Genomic DNA, 25,385 nt, shown 5'->3' with positions numbered 1-25,385 from the left:
GTGTTAAGCCTTATTTGCTCATTATAACCAAGCACTCATTTTATTCAATGTGTTAACGATCTCTGTGATTCTGGTTCATGTTCATGCACTGGTGGTATATCAGTTGGTTCTGTTATGGACCTTACTGATGTTTTAGCCACAGCAGCAGTGGATGACAGTTCGCTCTGAACGTCGTTGTCCAGGTCAGTAGTCTTCGTAGTCGGTACCGCTTTTACTCCAAGACCGGCAACCAGTGCAGAAGGTCCACCATTATTGGTCATCTTAGGCGGAGCTTGTTCTGCTCTTATCTCCCGGCCTTTATCAGAGATAATTACGCTGTCTTTCGTTGCACCACCGAATAAAAGCTGTCCAAAGGTCATATGTCCATTCCACCAGGCACGAAGATTCGGAAATAATATTCCGCGATTATCCATCCAGGCGTTAAAATCAGCAAACAGGGAACGCTCTCCTCGGAAGACAGCACGGAGTTTTTCAAAGGGTCTAGTATATAATACTGCCTTACCATCGTGTGCTGGATCGTATTTTTCATACACAGCCGTTTTTAATGGAGCAATTCGTTCAGGACTGAATCCAGCCAATATGGTTTTTGATTTTTCTGACAAAGCCAAGGGGCCAATATCAGATTTCAACACATCGGCAGGGGAGTCCATTGTTTTGCCTGTAACATTCAATAATTTGGTTTCATCTCTTAAGTCATTCCATTTTGCCTGAACTACCTTTTGATAGTTATCAAGATGTTTATTAACGACATGGACATCAGGATTCACATTATCCATTTCGCCTTTAATAGCTTGCCATGTTTCAGTCCATTTCTTATCCGTTTCATCAAAGAATTTTTTCCATGGAGCACTAAGCTGTGGTTGTTGATGGGGAACCACTTCATTAAAAAATTGGTCAAAATAATTATTGGTTAAATCGCGTCTGAAATCAGCAACCGTAAATTTTATTATACGTTCAACCTGCGCTTTTCTATCCATAATGGCATGTTGTTGCTTGATGTAAGCTTCAGTAGCTGTATAAAAACCATCATTGAGACTTGATTTTCCGAATAGCTTTTTCAAATCTACTTTATTGAGAATTATACGGGTATCTCCTTCTGCACCAAATCGACCGGCACGGCCTATTATTTGATTCAGCTCACGTTCGCGTGGTAAATAATTCACAAGTACTTTTAATCCATGTTCGGAAGCCTGACCTTTTAAGGGGATGTCTGTTCCTCGACCTATCATGCCTGTAGATACAGTAACCATTCCAGGAAGCCCGGCATGGTTTTCTATATGCTCTGCTTCATCAGTTGAGCTTGTTTGTGAGCTGATACGAACCAAAGCGGGATCATTTGGGAAAATTGATTGTAAATAGTCCATCATTGCCTGACTTTCTATATCATTTTCGCAAATAATCGCGACAGGTTGATTGGCTGCTCGTGCTTCACGTATTTGTTGAGCAAACAACTCTTGTTGCGATTTTTTATCAGCAGCGAGGTAAAGAGGGTAATCCATTCGATTTAATCCTCTATGCCTTGGAACCGAAATAAAACGCATTTCTTCATTGGCTTTACTGTTTCCGTATAAGGCTGTTCCTTCTTCTTGTTCCCTTATTGAACCTACTGTTCCTGAAACAGCACAGACCGTACCTTCTTCGTATTCATCCATCATGGATTTACTGGTAGATGAATAGATGATTTGCTTTTCATTATCAATAAAAAAGTCGTTTTCACACTCACTCAAGCGTGCTATTAATTGCTCATCACCAGGTTGAGCCGCATCCGGTTTGTTTTTTAGCATATTCAAACGCGCATGTAAGCATTGATGTACACCAAAAGAAAACTTCGAGCTGCGATCTTCACGATTACCGATTAACAAGCGTGCCTCACTGACCATCAGCGGGCCTTTCGCTGTTTCAATTTCTATATCCGGTTTAATCACAAAGTCTTTATCCAGCTCCAGTACTAATGCTGTCAAGGCTGATTGTTGCCAGGATTCCAGTTGCGATTGAGCCACTGACTCCAGACGTTTTGCTTTTTCTGGTCCCACTTCTTTATAGGCATACTGTATTAACAAACGATTACATGCGTCTATATCTTCCTGGTATAACCTCATAATTTCAGGATTATCCTGCGAGAAAAATCCGACCAGTACCTCATAAGCCCATGGCATGTCCCGAATGGTTTCATCTGCCATTGCTGAGTAATTAAACCGGGTATCGGACATATCGAAGTAAGTTCGATCTGCTTCGTCCAGCGTCATGGCTCTGTCTTTAGGATTTTCAGCAATAACGAGGTGTGCTTTACCTTCACTTCGTGCTTTATTACGGAATAAACTTAAGTTGGCCGCGTCAGAGAAATTAATACCGTCAAGGGCATATTCATTTGCCGGAGTATTTTGATAAATCAGGTTTGTTTTGGCGCCCAGAGCTTGAAACAGTGATCTGAAGGACAAGTAATCTCGTGTTGCCAGTTGCACATCAGCTGTGACGAAGTCGACTGTCTTTCCTTGCGCATATAGACATAAATTCGTGAGCATCATAATGCGTGACTTGCCTTCACCTGTACCTATTTCGCTCGTCACGTGTGTACCGGTTTTTAGCATGGAGTGAATTGCCAAATATTGGGTTGTATGAATTTCAAAAGAGCGTCCCAGTTTTTGCCTTCCTTTCTCATCAAAAAGGGCTGGCATACCTTTAGTGCGATGCATCAGCTCAGCAGATAATGCAACAAGACGTTCTGTGCTTAATTCTTTAGTCTTATTCCTTAGACCCAGCAGTTCATTTTTGATCTCATCAGTAGATAGTTTCTTTACTGCCGTAACTTCTTGATCAATTGCTTCTAATTCTTCATTGCTGTAGGTTACCCCACCCATTTTAGCTGCCTGAGCTTTGGCATATTCCAGGTCAAATCCGTTAACACTTTCTCGTGCACAAGGCGCTTTATCAAACCGTGCATAGCATTCAGCCAGATGTTGAGCTAATTCAACATTCTCAGGGCACCTGTCTTCCCATTCTTGAAACTGTTCAAGAGTAGGGTATGGTGCTGATTGATAGATGTTTTTTAAAGTTTGAAGAAGAACTGGACCTTTATCCTTATCGGTACAGCGAGCCATTAAACTGTTAAGTTCATCAAGAGTGCAGGGTTTATCGTTGTTAATTAATGAGGTTAACAGATTTAAAAATAATTTTTTATCTTCTTTGGGAAATGCTGAATATTCTCTAGATGACAATAATTTTAAGAGTGATTCATGAGTAAATTCTCCATCCTCATTACTGAAGTGATTGCATAGAGAGCGAACAATATCAGGATCGTCCAGAGCAATGAACTCATCTTTGAGTAAGTTAATGTTATTCCATGAAAAAACGATTTGATCCTGTTCTGAGTAATTATTAGAAAGAAAATGTCTCAGATAGTTAATAATCGTGGTTTTATCACCAGGATAATGTTCGGCTGCCTGATTGATGCTTTTAAATAAATCAGCAAAAACCTGATCGAATTGTTTTCGTTTTTCAATAATTGTTGTGAGTTCAGAACTGGCTTTAGTTAACAAATCAGTGTCAAATTCTTTAGGTTTTTTGACAACAGCTGTTACAGGTTGAATTTGTTGTTCTTGACTGTCTTCAACTGGGGTCTCCTCAGATTTGGCACCAGCTATTGTTTTATACATAAAGCCAAACAGTCCACCAACTGCCCGACTAAAAGCTCCACCAACTGCCTTCACCGTTCTTATGACAGGATTGCTTTGCTCAACTGGTTGTATTTGCTCCGGTTGGGCGTCAATTGGTTCGGGTTTGTTGAATTCTTGCAAATGGTCGCGTAAATTCTTGAGCGCAATAAGATTGTTTGCCCCAGGGTTCTTATCAATAAATGTTTGAATTTGTGTTTCAAGAAGTTTGGGATCTGCGCTGTCAGGTGACACAGCAAGTTGCCTTTGAAAATCAAGATAATCGTTATCATCAGGGCGCGTAACTTCAGGCGCAGAGCCTAATTTTGCAGGATCTGTTGTTAAAAGCAGATCGATAACGAGATTCAGAGAGTCCATTTTGGATACTACTTTGCTCTTCGTTTGTTCCATTGAAGGCAGAATTGTATTCAAATAAACTTGAGACTTTTGCATTAAACCATGCACATTCCCCTGGAAATGCTCTGCCTTGTTAAGGAAGAACAAAAAGTCATTTGGTGCGCCGCTTTTTTTAATACCCTCTAATAGCTGAGTCAAATCATCTATAGTAGTTTGTTCCAGAAGTACTGGAGTATTTAATTTTTGTAAAAAGGTTTCACGCTCTGATTTTGATAAATCCCGGGTAATGGCTATAAGCTTTTTGATGACATCCAAATACTGTAATGAGTCACCGGGTTCAGTATAATGAGAGAGTAGTTGTTCAATTGATTTACGCTCATTTTCATTCTCACTGAATTTGGAATTGAGTAGCTGTTGTGCCTCTTCAGGTATTCCTTCTGCTTGCAGTAATTTAAAATAGTTATCCGGAAAGTAGCCTTCAAAATGTTGTTTTACCACATTTTGAATTTGGGCAGTGTCTCTGGAACTAATGTACTTCTCAGCAAATGCACTCAGAAACAGATATAAATTATCTGGCGTTAATGGTGGAGGACCATTTTTATCCATAGATTGAAGCATATCCAGTGCTTTATTAACAGCCCCATTACTGGTTGCTAACGCAGCATCGAAGATCATTCTAATTTTATATGCATTGGCTTGGTTTTGTTCTTTGTCACCATTTGCCAACCCGAAAGTACTAATAAGCGCCAGTATTTTTTTACCGTATTCGTTGTTATCGAAACCTATGTTCATAGGCCCGTTAATAAGTGCTACTGCTGTATCCAAGTGCCGATAAAATATTGATTCGCCGGGTTCTTTATAGGTGGTGTCTGTGTAGAATCTCATACCGGAATAGATTGAATCCCCGAAAAGAGCGGTTATTCTCTCAAGAATAAAGCACGTTTTATCAAGGCGCTTAGCTTTTGTTTCTAATTCGGTTTTTGCCTGGAGGTAGCTGCCTTCAATCTTTAAGGCTGAACTGATTAAATCCAGTAGTTTTTTTAACACAGGTAATGCAGGTGCGTTGGCTAAATCATATAACCGCTCGACAAGTTCTTTTCTGATTTTATTTTCAAGTACTTTTAAAATAAGAGGCAAAGGAATATCGTTCAAGCTATTAACAATATGATTCCAATCTTCTTTTGCTTGCTCGATGTTACTGGTTAATTCTGTATTGGTTAAACCCGTTGTGCTGTCTGCCAGTAAAGCAAATAATTGTGCTTTTTCTGTATCAGTACATTTTGATGATACAATTTTGGCGTCCATCTCTTGATAAAATTTCAAAGGCAAACGATCTTTCTGGTGAGCGATATAGCGATAAAATTCTTTTCGTGTTTCAGCCAGATTGTCTTGTTCCGCAATTGTTTTCCATTTGCCTTTTGTTGAATAATCAGTAGCAGAGTATTCAAGGGGAGTAACTCTCATTTCAGGGATAACAAATGGCTGGAGTTTTCCCTGTTTACCCAGTTGCTCCGGTTGAGTAAATTCTCGGACTGCGCCATTAGGTTCTAGGGAAATGGATGACATTTCTTTCCATTGTTCCGCCCTGTCTGCTGGAGCTGTATTTTTTAGTATGGTAAGTATTCGACCCAATACAGTCGGCATACTTTTAACATCATTGAAAGATACCTCTGGATAAAAGGTTAAGTGCATTTCATCAATTTGCTTTGCGAATGAATTAAAAGCAGTAACGAGTTCTGGCAAACTATCATAACCTACAGCAGAAGCATGTTGTTCCATCAATCTGGACCACCACGCATATTTGTTTTTATCTTGACTAATTCCACTAAGAATTTTTAATGCTTCCTGCATTTTTTCTTTATTAATCATGGGAGCAAATGAATCTGCTTTTTTAAATACGGTATTGTTTAATTCTTTTAGTAAACCTAAATCTATATCCTTCCATACCGTGAATAATTTTGATAACCCTGCTCCTGAGTACTCGGTATATACCTGGAGGAGTGCATTCATCTGTTGGTTATCAAAGGACAGTTGTTTGGCCCAGCTTTCTACTTGACCTTTTAATTCAGGATTATCTGCTAAAAGTGTCAAAAGAATATGTGGGGTTTTATCTGGAACAGCAGTTGAGATATCATGAGATAACTCAATATAGTTTTTGGCTAATTCCTCTGAGCCGTGAAATTGTTTCATCATACTGTCCAGGGCAACAGAGTTGTCCTCTGTTCTGTTCACGTTTCCTTTAAACAGTGATTCTGTACGTTGGGTGTTCTCGATTACGTAGTGCAGTATTTTGGCATTGAATGTCCCATCTGCATTACATAGATTGAAGACCTGATCCAGTTGAGCTGTATTCAACAATAACAATTTTGGAAATTGACTTCGAAACTCAAAAATAGCTTCTCTTGCATAAGTGGAACTATTAAGTGCATTCCACTGCTTTAATAAAAGCTCATCACGTGGATTTTCATTTGGTTTTAATGTAAGGATCATTTCAGCAAAAACATCTGCTGAGGGTGGTTTAAGCGAAGTATGTTCTTGCAGTTGAGGTGCTATGACACTAACTGCTTTAGCAGCGTTACGATCAAAATGCAATACCAAACTCTCGGAATCACTCGGATCCGGTACCAGTGCAAATCCAGGGGGAAGATAATCTGAGTTCAGACCGTATTGGAACAATTCTCTATGATTCATGAGCTGTTCAGCAGCTTCTATACTTATTTTACCAAATTGTGTTCCGGGGATGATTACTTCCTTTCCCTCTGGAACGTTGTCTGATGTATGCGGATCGTAGCGGACACCATCGTGCTCCACATAAACGATGTCCCCCATCCATGCATGCCAGTTTTTCTTTAACTCACTGTTGGAGATCAATTGGGCTTCAGGGCTTAGACTTAATCCACTTTTTTTCAAGAATAGGTCCATTAAGCCTTTAAAATCCAGAGCATGGATTTCACCAAAACCTACTACTTCCTCTTCTGTCGCACGCGTTTTTTGAACAGCTACTGGCGGTTCAGCTTGTTGTTCTTGTTGAAGCTCTATATCTATATTGATTCCAGCACGCGCATCTTTTAGTTTTGGCCTTTTGCGAATCCCTTTATTTTCTAAATCCAACGCTATTCGTTCTCTTTGTTCTAAATTTAGTGCCTTCTCATTTTTTATACGTTGGTTTATAGAAACAACATCATCAATTTGATGTTGTAATGTTGAATTGATGAACTTATCAGGCAGAGTAATTGCAATTGGAATGTGTTTCTTTTCAATAAAATCGTAAATTTGCAGCCAGTGCTCTTCATTAAGAACATTCCCTTTGTCCGAGATCACGAGTTCTGCCAAATTATTCTCTGAAAGATTATTCAGTGCTAATTTTAATTTGGCAACAAAGACGCCAGGGTTAATGGATGGATCGAGATCTATTTTTAGCTTATTGGCTCTTATCCCCGCATTTAACCCACAATAGGCATTTAACCCATCCAACATTTCGGAATTACAGGGTGTCAAGGTCAAAATGCCCAGATTAATATTTAATTTATCCAGTTTTACCTGAAGCTGGGTGAATAAATGCTCATAGTCTGTTGCGCTTAATGAGGGATCGCTTGTACCAGGGAATGAAAAAACTTTTGAAAATCCATTTAATTTGTTTACCGCCTCACTAACCGCCGGATTGACTAAAAATCCAGAATCTTCTGTAGTTATGGGTTGTTGTGGCGATAATATGTCCTGTAATGCCGCCTTTTTTATGCGTTTTTTATCCTGATCTGGTTCAAATAGTCCTTTTTGTTTGTGATTAATTGCATCAAAGACGGATTCATCGATTGTTAAATTTTCCAGTTGAGCTTCATAAAATGCCTGTACTAAAGCACTGCTGTTTTCTGGTGCTATGCCATCTTTGCCTTTGATTTGTTTGTATCTGCCTGCAACTTCATTATCACCAACAAGTCCGTCAATCTGAAATAGATTGTGTAAGGCTCTGTATCCACAAGAAAATCCATCATTTTGATTTTGACTTACTACGTCTTTGTCGGTTCTTTTAATGGTCCATCCCTCGTTTGCGGGAAAACCTTTGAATGAAATAAGATCCGGCTGGTTATTTTCCTGATAATTAATGGCCTCTTCGATCAAATCTTTATAGGCTTTTTCTTGTTCTTTGGATAGCTTCATACTGTCTGTAATCTTATATGATACTGTACGAGCTGTTGGATCTACTGTAATCTGTGCTGCAAGCCAATGTACTCCCTGATTGGTGCCGCTACTTCCTTTATTAAGCAAAATAGGAATAGTATAGGGTAAACCGTCGGTATGTTGTTCACGTTCAAAATGCAGCGCTGTACCAATTGAAGGGGCATTAAAGCTCAGGATATGAACTTTATCCTGTGTTTGAGTCAACTCGAGCATTCGTTGCAAATCAATATCTGTTAGCCATTCTGATTGTGTTAAGTTCCCTTTGATTAATTTTTCCCTTAAACCCAGGTTGCTGGTCATCCCGTGGATTGATATCAGGGAGGTACGAACAATTTTTTGATCTACTTTGATTTTTTCTAATTCTGCTCTGTTTGAATCAAATTTAAAGTTGTTTTGAGCTGGTAAACTGGCGTCCAGCATTTGGCATGCTAAATCCCAATCTAACTTATGGTCGGCAAAAGTTTGCTCGTTAGCACTGCTTAGGCCAGCCAAGTGTATAAATTCAGATTGAAATTTTTTTTCGAGAAATTCAATGGCAAGTTTAAATTGCTTTCTCGAAGCATCATTGTTTGGATAATTGGTATTTTTATTCCTGTAACGACCAAATAAAATATCAAACTGCTCTTTATTTAGATTCATATGAGAAAACCAATTAATTAACTTATATGTTGATTATAGACTTCAATTATTAAAGAAATATTAACCGATCTGCGTAATAGTTTTCTCTAAATCAATTCTCACTTAAATGATAGGGAAGGGATGGTGGTGAGAGGGGTAGTATTTGAATTATTCAGTAGCAGGAATATAGATTATGGCTTAATTTAATGTGGACAGTTGCTCTCAGTACCAAACGGTATTGAGAGCATTTTCTAATCAAGCATTTTGTAATGATTCGATGACCGCACCGAGGAATCGAGTCGCCTCGCCTCCTGTGACGGCTCTGTGATCAAAACTGAGTGAGAGAGGGAGCATGTTATGTGCTTCTATTGAACCCTCAGGGGTCACAACTGCACTTTTATAAAGTCGTCCAACAGCCAGAATTGATACCATCGGAGGAACAATAATTGGGCTGGCAAAACGTCCTGCAAATTTGCCAAAATTAGATAAAGTAATCGTTGCACCTTTCAACTTATCCGCAGTTACGGCTCGATTCCTGACCGATTCTTTGAAGTCATTTATTATTTGGCGTAATTCACTATCAGAATGTTTGCCGGCGTTGTGGATAACTGGAACAAATAAACCTTCGTCATTATCCATTGCCAGTCCCAGATGAACTTCTTCAAAACATTGACGGGCACCATGTCGAGTATCAAACCACGCATTAAGGGCTGGTTCCAGTTTAGATGCGTGGATTATTGCTCTTATCAATCGAACAGTGATGTCGGTTCCAGAGTTCCAGCTGTTAATGTCTGCTTCATCAAAAATACTGACGGGTACTATTTCAGCATGCGATTGAACCATACTGTTTAACATGGCTCTTCTGACCCCTCGCAATGGTTCAAACCCAACAGGGGGTTGTGAGTCTTTATCTGCCTGACTCTGTACATCATGCCGGGTAATGACACCATGTTCACCAGTTCCCTTTAAGGTGGTTAAATCCACGCCCAGTTTTTTCGCCAACATACGAACTGCTGGAGTTGTCTTGACTTGCGTTCTGCTTGAGTTTTGTGTGCCAATAACAAAATTATCCTCACTGACTTCTGTGCTTTCTTCAAGATTACCCACTACAGTGCCTTTATCAGCAGGTTTGGCACTTGTCGACACGAAGGCAACCAAAGGTTCGCCAGTTTTAATTACATCACCAGGTTTACCATATAATTTACCAATTGTACCACTCTGAGGGCAGGGCACATCGACTACAGCTTTGGCTGTTTCCATAGAGACTAGGGGTTGATCCGCTTTTACTGTGTCTCCTTCTTTAACAAACCACTCATGAATTTCAGCATCAGGTAATCCTTCACCTAAATCAGGTAGATTAAAAATATTCATTATCACTCCATTATGCTCATAACACTGTTTTTAATGCGTGTAACACTTGGTATGTACTGTTTTTCAAGCTGGAAATAAGGCATAACGGTATCATAACCAGTGACTCTCTGAACCGGTGCAAGAAGATCAGCCATACACTGTTCCATAATTTGAGCGGATATCTCTGCTCCAACGCCACATGTTTTTGCTCCTTCATGAACAATGACACAGCGGCCTGTTTTTTCTACTGAAGCAATTATGGTTTGAATATCCAATGGCTTGATAGTCGCGACATCAATCACATCACAGGAAATGCCTTCATCACTTAATTGTTTCGCGGCTTGCAAGGTTTCGTGCATGCTCGCTCCCCAACTAATCAGCGTCAGATCATCACCTTGTTGCAATGTAAAACATTTACCTATGGGTAATGCCTGTCCATCGTCAGCAACGGGTTGTTTTACCAGGCGATAAATGCGTTTAGGCTCCAGAAAAATAACAGGATCAGGATTTCGCATTGCGGCAAGTAATAAACCATACGCACGTTTGGGAGATGACGGAATAACCACTTGCAACCCTGGAATATGAGCGAATAACGCCTCTGTACTTTCTGAATGATGCTCCGGTGCTCTGATACCACCTCCAAAGGGGGCTCTATAAACCAGTGGGCAATGTAATCGTCCACGAGTTCTGTTTCGCATACGAGCAGCATGAGAAATTATCTGATTCATCGCAGGATAGATAAATCCCATAAACTGGAATTCAGCGACAGGTTTTAAACCCTGGAGTGACATTCCTATTGCCAAACCGGCTATCATGGATTCTGCAAGGGGAGTATCAAAAACACGTTTCTCACCAAAACGTTCCTGCAATCCGGCTGTGGCACGGAACACCCCACCGTTTTTTCCTACGTCCTCTCCAAATACGACGACGTTTTCATCATGCGCTAGCTCGTAAGCCAGAGCCTGAGTTACTGCTTCAATTAAGGTAATATCAGGCATGACCCGCTTCCTCCATGGCTATTGCACGTTGTTCCACAAGATACTCAGGCAACTCAGCATAGTGATAATCGAATATACTGCTTGTAGGTTGAGGGGCAGTACTTAAATACTCATCAACTGCCTGCTCTACTTTTTCGGAACATTCCATAACCAACTGTTCTTCTTCATCGGAAGTCCATAGCTTCTGACCCATCAGAAATTTTTTGAATCGGGCTATTGGTTCTTTGGGTTTTGCGCATTCAACTTCTTCAGACGGTTGGTATCGTGTCGCATCATCGGCAGTCGTGTGATCACAGAGACGGTATGTTAACGCTTCTATTAAAGTAGGTCCCTCGCCTCGACGTGCTTTGTCTATAGCATCACCAATAATTTGACGTGTTGCGAGCATGTCATTGCCATCGATTTGTAGTCCCTTAAATCCTGCTGCAATCGCTTTTTGTGCAATAGTTTGAGTGCCTGTTTGCTTGTCTCGGGGAACGGAAATGGCCCACTGATTATTATTAACAACAAAGACTATAGGTAAATTCCAGGTTCCTGCCACATTCATTGCTTCATAAAAATCGCCTTCAGATGTTCCTCCTTCACCAATACAGACAACTGCAACACGATTTTGATTTCTGTATTTAAATGCAAAGGCAACACCTGCTGCATGAAGGCATTGAGAGGCTATAGGCACGCAGATAGGCAGATCCTGAGAGTTGCTGGAAAAATTGCTTCCACGCTCATCGCCACCCCAAAATGCAAGAATTTCAGACATTTTTACGCCACGCTGCAATTGAGCGGCATAATCACGGTAATAGGGTACGAAGACATCATCGGGTTTCATTGCGTGGCCAATTGCCGTAGAAATTGCTTCCTGGCCATTAATAGGAGCATAGGTTCCCATTTTGCCAGTTCTTTGCAAGGCAATTGCTTTCTTGTCAAAGGTACGAGTAAGTACCATTGTTTTGTATAAATCTTTTAAGGCTGAATGATCTTCTGCAAAGGAGGGTAGTTTACCTACTAACTCGCCTTGCTCATTTAAAAACTGTGTGAAAGTAATATCAAATTGAGCAACTGTTGTCATTACATGGCTCCTTGTCAACAACGCGTTGCCATAGAATACTCACAAATTAATTTAAAAACCAGTGAATTAGAATGAAATTAAGTAACTTGAGGATGTGAACTTGGAACACGACGTGGAGGACGTGTATCTCTCTCAAAAGAGATACACTATTTATTGTTTTGTTCTAAGCAGGCTCTTTTGGCTCACATCGAATTACATTGAGTATGAAAACGAATTGGACGATGATGCATGAGTTTGAGACGGTGTGGCTTCTTTGCGCTGTTTGTCTTCAGTACACATTAAAGCCAATTGTTCGACTAATACCTCTTTAATTACCCTGCAAATTTCCATTTTTAATTTTTTAGGTTTCGTCTTGTCTTTTCTATTTCTATTCAAGTATTGGGTTTTATCTGTAAATTTGTCATCCAATGCCTTTTTCCATGGGGGACTAATATAAAGTTCATTGTCACCAGGACGAATGGTATGGGAAATATACTTTGCAGAAGCCGAGTGAGCGTCTCCTTGAGTCGTCTTAAAAAATAAAGGCATAACTGATTTCATCGTATCAACAATCAACTCAGTAATACCGTGTTCTTTTACTTTTACTTTATGCTCTGGGGATAATGCTGTTTGGTACCAGTGAAACATAATTGTCGACAGTGGTGTTAAAACAGGTGGAAGGCTTAATTCGCTGGTTTCAGGTAGTTTATAATCTCCATCTAACTTGCTCAGTGCGTAATTGAGTGTTGTTTTTCCTTCATGAATCGATTTAATTGCGGCAACAAGCAAGCTGAAGTGTACTTGTCCGCTATGAAGTATAGAACTGAATTGAAGAGGTTTGTAGCCATGATCCATTAAACCAGAGCAAGTTATGGATTGTTCTAGAAAGGCAAGAATCGAATGAATTAGCCCCCAATTCTTGGTACGAAGTGAGCGTTCCCTGATGGATTCTTCATCCAGATGAAGGTGAGCTTTAAACTCTTTAAGCCACATGTCTAACTCAGGATTGTTCGTGTCTGGAAGAGGATAGCCTTTAGTTAAAGATAATAAATAAGATAACATTGATCTTGCATAAGCGGCGCGAACTTCATAGTTGGAATGTATCGGAATCGGCTCATGTTCCTGAATGAAATACTCTTCAAAAAGAGTATCTTTACAATTGTATTTACTATTAACCATGATTTTTCGTACGGCCTGAGCAAAATAATCCAAAACATACTTGGGTATTGGCTGGCCTTTCTGAAATTCCTGAATCGCTGGTATTAGTTCCTGATCGAACAACTTTTTCGCCATGCTGATTTGATGTTGGCGAAGAAAATATAGTGTTACATTTTTAATAACGTGTATGGCTGTATTGATCGAAAGAGCAGAATGAACTTGAAGAGTTGATAATTTTCTTAGATTAATCTCGTTATTACTGAGGATATTCAATTCAGCATCAGCATCATAGACCAGTGTTTCTCCGTGAAATGGTGCTAGCAGAGAGCTAAATGTCAATGCAAAATGAACCCTGGGTGATCGGGGTGTTCCGGGAGTTCTGGGTGGTGGCGCTACATCTGATCTGGGTGAAGTGCTGGATGAAGCAGGCATTTGTAGACTATGATCGGCTTCGCTTCTAAAAAAAGAAGGGCCTCTGACCAGGTTCAAATTGAGCTGCAAAGGTTTTTGATCTTCCAATGGAAGAAGTATATTAAATGGGTGTTGAAGTCGAAACACTTCGACATCAGTAACTGTTGCGATACCGTCTTTAATTTCTATTCCGCTAATTCCAGCTAAAGCATCATTGATGAGTAGGTGATCGAGAGGTCCTTTTTCGCCCGCCAATTTATAACAGCATTCAGCAGAGGGAGAGGCTTCGGGGAATGACCAGACGATGTGTTTGGATTGATAGGTTATACCTTGGAAAAAAATGTGCATGAGGCTTATAGAATCTGGGTTTGAGGAAAACAGCACTGTACAATTTATTAACTTTTATGTAAAGATATATTCAAAAAAATAGTATTATTAGGGGGTATTTTGAGCAAATATATGACACTAGAACTAAATTACCAACCTTGTTTGCAGGATTTGTATCAAAAGCTCTGTGATTTACCAGGTTTTGTTCTGCTCGAAAGTAAGGACAGAGTGCGTGGACGCTATGATATTTTAAGCGCTTACCCTTATGATCGCGTTGTTATCAGCTCTTATCCAGAGCCAGAATGTTTTGCTTTAGATAGAATTCGCGAACTCCTGTCAGAACCTCAGTCAGTTAATGAACTTCCTTTTCAGGGTGGTGCTATAGGTTATGTTTCTTATGATTTTGGTGCTCAGTTATACGGTTTAAAAACTAAACCACAATACTCTCTATCTGAAGTACCACTATTAGATATGGGATTATATGATTGGGCGATCATTGCGGATCATCACTTAAGGACAGTGACGCTATTCGCAGCCAATCGTCATCCCGAAACCAAAGATATTGCGGATAAAATGATTCATTTATGGAATGAGCCTCAAAATGAACCACAACCATTTAAACTAGATGGCGAGTTTCGTCCTCTTATTTCAAAACAGCAATATCTCGATTCATTCACAGCAATAAATCAGTATTTAAAGGAAGGAAGAACCTATCAGGTTAATTTGACTCAGCCATTTCATGCCGGTTTTTCGGGGGACTCCTGGTCTATTTACAGAACAATTACCGCTAAAAATCCAGTCCCATTTTCTGCATTTATAAGACATAATGATACGGATATCCTCAGCTTTTCACCGGAGCGATTCCTTCAATACGATCAGGGATCTATCCTGGCATCTCCAATTAAAGGGACAATCGGACGATCAGCGGATCCCGCTAAAGACGAGCAATTGAAAAATCAATTGATGTCTTGTGAAAAAAATCGCGCGGAAAATGTGATGATTGTTGATTTGATGCGTAATGATTTAGGTAAAATTGCGACACCTGGCTCGGTGAGAGTGAGCAATCTTTGCGAAGTACAAAGTTATAATTCAGTACATCATCTGGTGAGCGATATCAATGCCCTCTGCCAGGATCATTTGAATCCATTTGATATTTTTCTCTCCTGTTTTCCTGGTGGTTCAATAACAGGCGCTCCAAAATTGGAAGCTATGAACATTATTAATGAGCAAGAACAGTACGCTCGCGGTATCTATTGTGGCAGCATAGGCTATTTTTCAAGCCATGGCCGATTTGATACCAACATTGCTATACGTACCATCACTGCCAAAAATAATATTTTGCATTTGGCAGCAGGTGGTGGAATTCTTATTGACTCGGATTGCGAAGATGAATATCGTGAATGTTATACAAAAATTGCAGCGATAATTAATGGACTTAAATAACTTATCACAAAATGAAACAACACATTCAGCAGTCCTTGTTTTACATGAACTCGCCACGGATTCATTAATTTTAACAAAACGAAGCGAGCAATTAAGAAATCATCCGGGAGAAATCAGTTTTCCTGGAGGCAAATGGGAAGAGAGTGATCTATCATACGCTAATACGGCCTTAAGAGAGCTTTATGAAGAATTAGGGATAAGAAAAGAAAGGGTGACTTTGATAAAGGAGCTGAGAGAAGAGCGCACTTTATCAGGTATTATTATCCATCCATGGTTCGGTCAAATAGAGTCTTTAGATCCCTATGAGTTAAATCTTGATGAAGTTACGGGCCTTATCACCATTCCTATGCCCTTAGTTCATGCGGCTCGAAACTATCGCGATATCACTGTTAAACGCTATGGAATCCACATAAGAACATGTGAATTTATTACAAATAAAGAATTTATATGGGGTGCTACAGCTCGAATTATGAAACAAATGGTTTCTGATTGAATAGTTTCAGGCGCGACCTGGATTCTGATAAAAATGACTGCTATATGAGCAAACTTATATACAAACTTATGAACATTATAACTACCTCGAATCACAGAATCCGATTTTACATACAACAATAGCTACATCGGCTTCTCTTGGTGAATTCGCGGCAATGTTTAGTTATTGATCAGGCATCTCTGTGTGCGCAGGACCTTACCTGACTACGCTTGGTCTTCATGGTTGCATCGAGGACTACGCTAGTGCTGTTCTCTTTCGGCACACCATGCAGCTATGCATGAATATCAGGAGAGAATCGGTAAAATTTTAGCGCAGAGGAAGTATCTCAAAATCTTGCTTTGTACGGTTCGCCTTTTGGAACGGGCGACGATGAGAGCCTCCAATCTGGATTTGCTTCCAGTGACGACGAAAGATTCCATTTCGCCCCTCCAAAACACAGGGTTAAAGAATATCAAATTGATCCTCTTAAAGTGGGTAAAGCGCTGCGTATCCAAACGCCTATTTCACCAAAATTTGATTTGTCTTTTCATTTCTCACCAGATAGTTTTCAGGTTGGCGTAACAACCTCATTCGGTTATCACTTGCCTCGCGGGAATTTTAAACCGGATTTCAATCAAACACCCGTGACGCAGTCCTGGTTTAATGGGAGTAAAACACTTTCAGATTTATTTGGAGCAATTGCCATACTCGTTATTGAACAAGTCATGGCTTGGGAAGGAACAAGGTATCTGGATCGAGAAGCCCATGGGGCCGAGAAACAGGGAAAACTATAACAAGGGATTGTGATGAAAACTTTTTTGGAAAATATAATAGAATTTTAAGTTATATAATGCATACGCCGAAGAAAGCGACAAAAACAAGCAAGATGTATCTCGGGATAAACCCATTACCTTGCATGCTCTCTACACATTGCCTAATTCTTCCGCAAGATTGAGTAGACTAACTTTATGTTAAATGATTTTAACTGTATCATCTATCATGAGAGTTCTTCTATTGGTTTTGTTTAAAGTTCGCTATTCTAGCTAAACTGGAAACTCTTACTTTTTCAAGTGATTGTGTCAGATTAAGTCAAAACTCATTCAACTAATTGCCTTTACTTATTTTTAATTGGGCTAATTAGCTTGTCACTTAATTTTGTCAATCAAAACGGACTATTGATTTGAATCTTGCAAGGAGCGCTATGAAAGGTATTAAGACCATAAATCATTTATTTTTAGCGGGTATATGGTTATTTCTCTGTTGTTGGATACTGATGGCAGGAATAGGTCATACAGCAGGCAAACCCATGTGGACTTTTGAATCCTTGACGGAGACTACCTTAACCGTGCCATCTGATAGAACCGCTACTGTTCAGTATCGTATTACCAATCAATCCAGAAAGCCAAAAAATCTGATATTGGATCCCAAACTCAGTAATACGCCAGCTGGTTTAAGGGCTTCACCTTGTTGGCTTGCAACAGAAGGAAGTACCTGCATTTTGACTTTGACTATTATCGGAAGTGAGATAGCTGAAACGGGAATATTCTCTGGGCCGGTTTTGTGTGATCGAGCAAATATCAATCAATGTTATCGCCCATATCCAGCTGATAATTTACGCATTACTCGAGGTAGTCCCACTTCCCCAACTGCATCACTTTCAATAACGGGATCTCCGTTAATGCTGTTTCCAGCTTTTCCGGCATTCTCAGGTATAACTAAAAGGTTAACCGTGACTAACAACTCATCTACTACAACAGCGACCAATGTCTCTGCTTTATTGCCGTCTGATTGGGGTGATGTTACGCAAGATGCTTCTAACTGTCTGAGTATTGCTCCTGGTGCCAGCTGTCAATTGGCATTTACCCCGAGTACCGAGGCACATAACGCCATTATAGTTCCTGTTTCGGGAACCAACACAAATAGTATCAATGCAACGCTTTCTGTTGACGCTCCCTGGGTAACAGACTCTACTGTAGAGGTAATGATGCCAGATTATGCCAATAATCTCATGTATCTTGGCGGTTCCTTCACTTATGTAGGTCCCAACACGGGATATGGTGCTGCAGTGGATGAAATGAGTGCGGAAATAATAAGCAATTTTCCTCGAGTAAACGCTGATATTTCTGCCATTATTTCCGATGGGGCAGGGGGATGGTTCATAGGTGGAGGATTTAGTCAGGTGGGTGCGGTTACACGCAACCGAATTGCTCATATTTTACCGGATTATAGTGTTGATCCGACATTTAATCCCAATGCGAATGGCGTAGTTAATGCTATGGCTTTGAGTGGAAGTACTCTTTATGTTGCCGGTACTTTCAATACTATAGGGGGACAAGCTCGAAGCCGTATTGCTGCCCTGGATGCCAGCACCGGATTAGCTACCGCATGGAATCCCAGCGCTAATAATACGATTCGTACTTTGGCGGTTAATGGTAATACAGTTTATGCAGGTGGTGTTTTTAGCAGCATAGGAGGTCAGGCACGCAACTACATAGGCGCACTCGATGCAAATACCGGACAGGCAACAGCCTGGAATCCTTCTGCTGACGACTACGTCAGTGTTCTCGCGATTAGCGGTAATACAGTCTATGCAGCAGGTGATTTTACCACTATAGGTGGTCAGGCTCGCCGTGGCATTGCAGTACTGGATCCAGCCACCGGATTGGCAACGGCTTGGAACCCTGATGTTTTGGGGACTGTTTCTGATTTTGCTATTAGTGGCGGCACTGTCTACATCGCAGGCATTTTTAGCACCGTAGGAGGTCAAACTCGTAATAACGTTGCTGCTGTGGATGCAGTTACAGGCCTGCCTACTCCATGGGATCCTGATGCAGATTATTTTGTTCAATCTGTGGCCGTTAATGGCAATACTGTTTACGTTGGTGGTGACTTTACTTTTATTGGTGGTCAAAGCCGCTATAATTTAGCGGCATTAGATGCAAGTACTGGACTGGCAACGGCATGGAATCTTTATTCAAATGGAAGACCTAGGGCTTTTGCTTTTAAGGACGGTTTAGTCTATATAGTTGGTCAATTTATGAGCATAGGTGGGCAGGAACGATCCCGTATTGCTGCCATTGATCTAACTACGGGCAAAGTTACTGCATGGAACCCGAACATCAATGGTACTGTTTATGCCTTGGCTCGCAATAATAATATCATCTATGCGGGAGGACAATTTTTAACTGCAGGGGGCCAAGCTCGCAGGAATATTGCGGCTATAGATTCTGCAACAGGAACGGTTACCGCATGGAATCCAAATGCAAACAGCTTGGTTTACGCTTTGGTTTATCATGCTGGCACTGTTTATGCGGGAGGAGAATTTTCCAGTATAGGCGGGCAAGCTCGCATCGGTTTTACGGGTTTGGATCCAAACACAGGCCTTGCGACTGTTTGGAACCCTAATTCAGATGGTTCTGTATATGATTTGGGGATAAATGGCACTACACTTTATGTGGGAGGTTTTTTTACTAATATGGGCGGTCAACCCCGTAACCATATCGCAGCCTTTGATCTGCTTACAGGCCTTGTTACTGCATGGAATCCTAATGCTAATGAACGTATCTATGCTCTGGCATTGAATAACAGCACTGCTTATCTTGGGGGAGTCTTCACCAGTATCGGCGGTCAACCCCGTAACTATCTTGCTGCGGTGGATTTAAATACTGGACTTCCTTCCTCCTGGAATCCCGATCCAAATAATGCAGTTTTTTCTTTGGCTGTTAATAGTAGGGCGGTTTATATTGGAGGGCAATTTACTGCTGTAGGCGGTCAGCCCCGTAGCACCCTTGCGGCATTAGATTTGAGTACAGGCTTACCTACTGCATGGAACCCAAATCCAGATGGTTATCGGTTAAACACTATTGTTCTTAATGGAAGCTCGGTCTATGTAGGCGGAGGGTTCGAAAATATTGGCGGGATTTATACTGCCGCATTTGCTATATTGCCTGAGTAAAATTTTACTATGGAAGCAAAAGAAATTATAAAATGTTGGTTTCTTTTGCTTCCAGTATTTCTGCTTGTTGTTTATCTTAAGAAGAACTGTCAAAATTCTCATGCGTCAACATAACTGGACAAAGAGCATCTTCCAGATTTGTATTATCTCAAGCTCAATGAACAGGAAACTAATTCGCATCCTCAATTCCTTCTTATCTTTTCATGCAATGCAACCTGTATTTGAGCGGACTGTTACTGAGAAACTCACTTCTAAAATAATTAATTTCATATTTGTTTCTCAATGAGTTAAAAAAATCAGGAGACTCTGGCTATCTCTTTAGACCTTTCCGTATGGCCTCACATCATCAGAGGTTTGGGTATGCTCCGATGCCCTTGAGACAGAATTGGCCGTGTCTGAGTGGAAAAACCGTGGTGAGTAGCTGCTCGAAGATGTCTGTGAAGAATCAATACCTGACGAGGCGCTCCTATCTATGGGCTCGTCACGACTCTCGATAGGAGGTGACGAAACAGGTATGACGTCCAAAGCAAGCTCTTCTGAAGGTTGCAAAGAAACATCCGTATGTTTATTAGCCGTCTTGTTCTTCATTACATAGATCATGCTCTGATTAATGAGAAAAGCAGAGCGTTTCTTATAATTCTGCTTAGACATATCCATCGAGTTTAAATGCTCAAATTCGGTTTTTTGATGTAAAATTGTATACCATGTACCGAAGGCATTCGAATGAATGCAATGACGTTTAATAGATCAATTTACTCTTGTTGCGAACAAGTATAATTGACAATAGACGAGTAAAATTGAGTGGAAATTAAGTATTAATGCATGTTTTATATAATGACTATTTAATTTTTTAATAATCCATAGTTATAATAGGATTAATATTAAAAATATAAAAACAACCGATTTAAATCCTAACTTAGTAGGATTACAGTAACGATTATTAACATTTCCAACGAGATCCATAACACCAACTATCTGCCGATTCAACAACACGTTAGCGGTTCGCCCAAGTATTTATAGTATTAAATTTATTTGCTAACAGGATTAGACAAACAAATGCACAAAGTGGCTTATAATTACTCATATAATTTTTATTTTTTCATAAAAAGGAGTAATGTATGCCAATTAAAGACCGAGATCATTTTATGTCCTTAGTGGCCGCTTCATTCGGCGAACAATTTAGAGAACCAGTTTTTGCTCCGCATGTAACAACCACAGATCAGTATTTAGGCAGAGCACTTCTTGGGTTAAATAGAATTCATGAACGTGAACTTAAAGGTGAAGAATATGATCTAAAATTAAAATTAAATTACCAAGCTTCTGTGATTGGTTATCTTGAGAAAGAGGCAGAGGCTTGGTATCAACGCTATAAAACTGACCCTCATAAAGATAGTGACACATATCTGGATTTTGTGATGCAAGTAGATGCAAACAGAAGTCAGTATTATGAATTAGGCATTATTGATTATGTAAAAAAATGTAACGAATGTAAGGATAATGACGTATTTATTAATGTGGTGAAAGGTATTTTAAGAACAGCAGACACATCGCTTAGTAAGCGAGATGATCCTGCTCTTGAAGAAAAATTGGACTCCTTATGTTCACCCACTGAATCGCAAGAACACATTATCAGCTCACGCATGACTCCATGAGGTAACGAACCAGGTTCGACCATGGCCATAGGGATTAATGACAGAGCCTGTAAATAATTCTGTGTAACTGACATGTGTTCAACAAACTCACTCAACCGCTCTTTGAATCGATTAAGAGCGGGTCTCCAATTTCTAATGGGCATTGTCCATTTTTTAGAGGCGTAGATTATAACAAGATAAACTACCTTTTTTGCAGACTCATCTGAAGGAAATAGCTTGGTAATCTCCCGAAAAATAACTGATGTCAAAAGTAGAATTTTCGGGGGAATTACCATAAGTTAAATTAGCACAGTCCAAGCCCTGACCCTACATGTCTTTAGACACTCTTGAAATTTTAAAGATTTTGTGGTTTATATTTTTTTCAACTAAAATTTTAGTATTTAAAGTTAATAAATGGACTTATTTATGACTAAAATTAAAGAACAGATCGCATATAAATCTATAGCCGAATTAAACCCTGAAATTGAAGAGGCAATTTGTAAATCTACATTTAAACGAAATTCTTTAGGTATTGAAATACTGCAGGCTTTAAATTAGAAGCAACTGTTAAACCATCTAAAATTGACTTCCTTAAGAGTATAATTTCAGAAAATCCTGTTAGAGATTTTGTATTTTCTGAAATGTATTACGCTGTGAGTGGAATTAGGAAATTATTCAAATGTTAAATCTCTGGGTAATGGGGTTTATGAATATAAAATTGATTTTGGCCCTGGATACCGTATTTATTTTGGTCAAGACGGTGAGGAGTTAGTAATTCTAGTTGGTGGCGGCTCTAAAAAGCATCAGGACACTGACATCAAAATGGCCAAATTTTATTGGCAAGAGTATAAATTAGCAAAAAAGCGAGGGTAAAATTATGGCCTTAACAAGAGATTTTAAAAATACAATTCGTGATCGAGCTCAAAAAGATTCTGAATTTAGAAAAGCGTTATTAACAGAAGCTGTAAATTCATTATTAGCAGATGAAATTGATGTGGCTAAATCTTTATTAAAAGATTATATAAATGCTTCAATACTATTTGAATCTTTAGCAAAAAAGGTTGATTAAAATAGTAAAAGCTTGCAGCGAATGTTTAGTGCAAGGGGAAATCCAACAGCCCAATCATTATTTTCAGTAATTCATGCTTTACAAGAAGCAGAAGGAATAAAACATACAGTAAACGAAGTTCATTAAGAGTAGGGGATAAGCCTGACCCAATAATATCTGATAAGTCTGATTAATTCTAAAATTAGACATAACATGTGTGTCTTAAATTACTTGTTCTCGAACGTAAAAAGAGCGTTTTTTTGATACACGGCAAAACGGATATTTAACCAATCCATTATATTGACTCAGTCTTGATTGAGCTGAAATTATACAACAAACGGTCCTTTTCGTCAGAATCCCGGCCGGCCTTCTATTACGGTTCGTAATAAAAATATGACGGTGGATTTAGAGCTCGATAGAGTGTTGATTGATCCCTTGCAAAAGGAAGATTTTGTGGCTTAATCAACAGATAGATCTGACTCGCCTTGCCTGCGTTATTCTAAATTTGTTAATCTGAGATTGTTTGATGCGAGATCAGGTGATGCTGTATCGGGCGGATGCTAGAACATGTCGAGCTAAGTGCCCGACATGCGTTTACTTCAGCTCATGGACATGCCCGGGCTGTCATGCTCTGGTTCGGGGAGAATATGTTCAATGTATTCTTTAACGATATTCCAGGCATCCTGCGTTTGGTATCCCGTAATTTTAAGTTGTGACAGTTCATTAAGACTCTGGTTCAATGTTTTTATAATATGTAACAGCAGCTGTTCACGCTCGGCGCTTAGCTTCTGTTCACGAATCCGAGCTTCAGGTATTACAGTTATTTGTCTGTTCTGTATCATCTTTAGGATTATCCCTGATGCCAGAACCCACTCATCGGTCAATGGTACTGGAATTAGATTTGATAGGCTCTGAATAATATGGCTTCTAAAAAAATGGCATGCCTTTGACTGATATTCATTGTAGATGATCAAATTACATGCCCATCCTTTGGATACAGCATGTTCGTGAATACAATAAAATGCCTGATAAATGAAGATCTGCGAGTTCATCCAGACTTGATAGGCCTGTTGATTTTGCGATGTCCCGTCATAAGGTATGAGCGAATCTTTATATGTATCCAACAGTATGAAACTTTTTTCTAAATAATCAGTATTTACAAGCATCATCCTGAACTTATCCAGATTATGATCCTCGATGGTTTTGTTCAAACGTGACTCCAGAGCCTGAGTCATCAACTCCTTCAGCTCTGGAGAGCAGGGGGTTAAAAAAATCGAGCGTCCATCCGTTTTTTGAAGAGGATCTGCTCCTGCCTCAAGGAGCAGGCGAACAAACTCTACGTAGTCCTGGTTATCAGGATAAGTACTGGCCAGCTCAAGAGCCGTCGCTAAGGGGGTAGATCCAGAGGTATGCATGGAATAAGAGCTTTTGTTTATAATTGCCTTGGCTTGATCGTTTTTCAAGTATTCTTCTAACAAGGAACGATTTTTCCGGCCAATGATTGTAATTATCGGATTTCTGTAATTCACGGAGGAAGAAGATGCGGAAGGGATGGTAATCTGTGCATTGTGTTGAAACAACAGCCGCAGTATTTCCGCACTTTTGACATAATCTATGGCAGCTGTTCTACAGTTTGTTCTCAGATTCACATCTGCCCCAGCACGAATAAGTTTTTCAACAAGTGGGCAGTCATCAGCTTCGACGGCTTTTATAAGCGGGGACCTGTGGTTTTTAATTTCATTAATATCTTTCGGCAGAGGTTTATTGAAACGTTCATGATATAGCAAGGGAAGCATTTCCATCTCATAGCGCCCTTCAATGCCTGGAGCGTAATTACAAAGCATGGTAAAAATATTTCCCCGACAACGTCGCAGCGCATAGTGAGGCGCAGTTTGATTATCCTTATCGCAGATATCGATTGAACTGTTATGAGTAAGCAACAAGGAAATCGTGTCAAGTTGTTCAATCTCAATAGCCAGCATCAATGCAGTCTGACCTTCGCTGTTCTGTAAATCCGGTTTTGCCCCGTGCTGTAACAGACATTCGACAATCAGGGGATTACCAACATTCTTCATTAAACAGGTCATCTTCTCGGAATCCTGATGATCAGGATCGGCACGATATTCCAGCAGCAGTTTTATCAGTTCAAGATTATCTGTTACTAACAAGGGTGATTGACCATCCTCAGTATACAAATCCGGGTTTGCGCCATGGTCGAGCAACAGCCGTATACAACCTGGGTCATATTGATAATGCCATGCTTCCGATGTTGCTTTAATTAAAGGGGTTCGATTGTATTCACCTGTGAAATTAACATCAGCTTTTCCGTATACAATCAGCCATCTTATAAATTCGATACGATGATAGGAGGCTGCGATCAATAAACATTCGTTGGCATTGGCACCTTCATCCATTAATTCCTTCGCCCGTTCTTCCGCTGGAAGCTGGTTATCTCGAGAGGTGTCCATAATAAGTTTTTTAAGTTGATTGGTAGGCATTATATTCCTTATAAAAGATGCTGGTTAAACGCTTATCGCATAAAACCAGCATGAGAGAGCCGTTTTAAAACATATAACCCAGAGCGCTGTCACTGCGAAATTGATTGAACCACGCATGCATTTATCCGGATTATGAAAACGATTAAAGAAGACTACTTCAAAATAGATGTTATCTAGTACCGTATTTTATACGGTAACCACCCTTGTGCTGCTCAATATATAATCTATTGGTTTTAATTAAAGAC

The 25,385-nt window shown here is 39.9% G+C and carries 14 protein-coding genes; 8 read left to right on the top strand and 6 right to left on the bottom strand.

The window, feature by feature from the left end:
• Positions 1-44: 44 nt before the first annotated feature.
• The 5 genes from G543_RS0111770 to G543_RS0111750 form a co-directional block, all read right to left on the bottom strand.
• Positions 45-8,825 carry a preprotein translocase subunit SecA gene (locus G543_RS0111770; protein ID WP_028384697.1) on the bottom strand — a complete coding sequence of 2,927 codons (8,781 nt, stop codon included), beginning with the start codon at positions 8,823-8,825 and terminating at the stop codon, positions 45-47.
• Between the two features lie 234 nt (positions 8,826-9,059).
• The gene (locus G543_RS0111765) at positions 9,060-10,175 is read right to left on the bottom strand and encodes a dihydrolipoamide acetyltransferase family protein (RefSeq protein ID WP_028384696.1); all 1,116 of its coding nucleotides are present in this window, start codon (positions 10,173-10,175) and stop codon (positions 9,060-9,062) included.
• A gap of 2 nt (positions 10,176-10,177) precedes the next feature.
• On the bottom strand, positions 10,178-11,152 hold the full coding sequence (locus tag G543_RS0111760) for an alpha-ketoacid dehydrogenase subunit beta (protein WP_028384695.1): 975 nt from the start codon (positions 11,150-11,152) through the stop codon (positions 10,178-10,180).
• Positions 11,145-12,218: a pyruvate dehydrogenase (acetyl-transferring) E1 component subunit alpha gene (gene pdhA, locus G543_RS0111755; protein ID WP_028384694.1), complete on the bottom strand. Its 1,074-nt coding sequence runs from the start codon at positions 12,216-12,218 to the stop codon at positions 11,145-11,147. The genes G543_RS0111760 and pdhA overlap by 8 nt, the downstream gene beginning before the upstream one ends.
• Before the next feature lie 192 nt (positions 12,219-12,410).
• The gene (locus tag G543_RS0111750) at positions 12,411-14,114 is read right to left on the bottom strand and encodes a hypothetical protein (protein WP_028384693.1); all 1,704 of its coding nucleotides are present in this window, start codon (positions 14,112-14,114) and stop codon (positions 12,411-12,413) included.
• A gap of 111 nt (positions 14,115-14,225) precedes the next feature.
• Here G543_RS0111750 and pabB point away from each other — a divergent pair, with 111 nt between their 5' ends.
• The 8 genes from pabB (at position 14,226) to G543_RS19250 (ending at position 22,663) form a co-directional block, all read left to right on the top strand.
• Positions 14,226-15,536, top strand: a complete 1,311-nt coding sequence (gene pabB / locus G543_RS0111745) for an aminodeoxychorismate synthase component I (RefSeq protein WP_172463055.1) — start codon at positions 14,226-14,228, stop codon at positions 15,534-15,536.
• On the top strand, positions 15,523-16,029 hold the full coding sequence (locus G543_RS0111740; protein ID WP_028384691.1) for an NUDIX hydrolase: 507 nt from the start codon (positions 15,523-15,525) through the stop codon (positions 16,027-16,029). The genes pabB and G543_RS0111740 overlap by 14 nt, the downstream gene beginning before the upstream one ends.
• 338 nt (positions 16,030-16,367) lie before the next feature.
• A complete protein-coding gene (locus G543_RS0111735; RefSeq protein ID WP_028384690.1) occupies positions 16,368-16,802 on the top strand; it encodes a hypothetical protein in 435 nt (144 codons plus the stop codon).
• Between the two features lie 407 nt (positions 16,803-17,209).
• Positions 17,210-19,963 carry a PQQ-binding-like beta-propeller repeat protein gene (locus tag G543_RS0111730; protein ID WP_028384689.1) on the top strand — a complete coding sequence of 918 codons (2,754 nt, stop codon included), beginning with the start codon at positions 17,210-17,212 and terminating at the stop codon, positions 19,961-19,963.
• Between the two features lie 1,118 nt (positions 19,964-21,081).
• Positions 21,082-21,615, top strand: coding sequence for a hypothetical protein (locus tag G543_RS19030; protein ID WP_028384688.1), 534 nt, complete (start codon positions 21,082-21,084; stop codon positions 21,613-21,615).
• Between the two features lie 405 nt (positions 21,616-22,020).
• A complete protein-coding gene (locus G543_RS19445) occupies positions 22,021-22,152 on the top strand; it encodes a hypothetical protein (protein ID WP_274519382.1) in 132 nt (43 codons plus the stop codon).
• Positions 22,153-22,251: 99 nt separating this feature from the next.
• On the top strand, positions 22,252-22,467 hold the full coding sequence (locus G543_RS17810) for a type II toxin-antitoxin system RelE/ParE family toxin (protein ID WP_051190687.1): 216 nt from the start codon (positions 22,252-22,254) through the stop codon (positions 22,465-22,467).
• A 4-nt stretch (positions 22,468-22,471) separates the two neighbouring features.
• Positions 22,472-22,663, top strand: coding sequence for a hypothetical protein (locus tag G543_RS19250; RefSeq protein ID WP_202972367.1), 192 nt, complete (start codon positions 22,472-22,474; stop codon positions 22,661-22,663).
• A gap of 578 nt (positions 22,664-23,241) precedes the next feature.
• Here the strand turns inward: G543_RS19250 and G543_RS0111705 are convergent.
• The gene (locus tag G543_RS0111705; protein ID WP_028384687.1) at positions 23,242-25,140 is read right to left on the bottom strand and encodes an ankyrin repeat domain-containing protein; all 1,899 of its coding nucleotides are present in this window, start codon (positions 25,138-25,140) and stop codon (positions 23,242-23,244) included.
• Positions 25,141-25,385: the final 245 nt, after the last annotated feature.

Source organism: Legionella moravica DSM 19234 (genome assembly GCF_000423305.1).
Taxonomy (GTDB): domain Bacteria; phylum Pseudomonadota; class Gammaproteobacteria; order Legionellales; family Legionellaceae; genus Legionella; species Legionella moravica.
This window is presented reverse-complemented; position numbering and strand designations above follow the sequence as displayed.

Bases quoted from the DNA above. Each gene is read 5' to 3' on its own strand.
- G543_RS19030 (WP_028384688.1), top strand. From the start codon at position 21,082: ATGCCAATTAAAGACCGAGATCATTTTATGTCCTTAGTGGCCGCTTCA.
- G543_RS0111770 (WP_028384697.1), bottom strand. From the start codon at position 8,825: ATGAATCTAAATAAAGAGCAGTTTGATATTTTATTTGGTCGTTACAGG.
- G543_RS0111740 (WP_028384691.1), top strand. From the start codon at position 15,523: ATGGACTTAAATAACTTATCACAAAATGAAACAACACATTCAGCAGTC.
- G543_RS0111705 (WP_028384687.1), bottom strand. From the start codon at position 25,140: ATGCCTACCAATCAACTTAAAAAACTTATTATGGACACCTCTCGAGAT.
- G543_RS19250 (WP_202972367.1), top strand. From the start codon at position 22,472: ATGGCCTTAACAAGAGATTTTAAAAATACAATTCGTGATCGAGCTCAA.
- G543_RS19445 (WP_274519382.1), top strand. From the start codon at position 22,021: ATGACTAAAATTAAAGAACAGATCGCATATAAATCTATAGCCGAATTA.
- G543_RS0111730 (WP_028384689.1), top strand. From the start codon at position 17,210: ATGAAAGGTATTAAGACCATAAATCATTTATTTTTAGCGGGTATATGG.
- G543_RS0111750 (WP_028384693.1), bottom strand. From the start codon at position 14,114: ATGCACATTTTTTTCCAAGGTATAACCTATCAATCCAAACACATCGTC.
- pabB (WP_172463055.1), top strand. From the start codon at position 14,226: ATGACACTAGAACTAAATTACCAACCTTGTTTGCAGGATTTGTATCAA.
- pdhA (WP_028384694.1), bottom strand. From the start codon at position 12,218: ATGACAACAGTTGCTCAATTTGATATTACTTTCACACAGTTTTTAAAT.
- G543_RS0111760 (WP_028384695.1), bottom strand. From the start codon at position 11,152: ATGCCTGATATTACCTTAATTGAAGCAGTAACTCAGGCTCTGGCTTAC.
- G543_RS0111765 (WP_028384696.1), bottom strand. From the start codon at position 10,175: ATGAATATTTTTAATCTACCTGATTTAGGTGAAGGATTACCTGATGCT.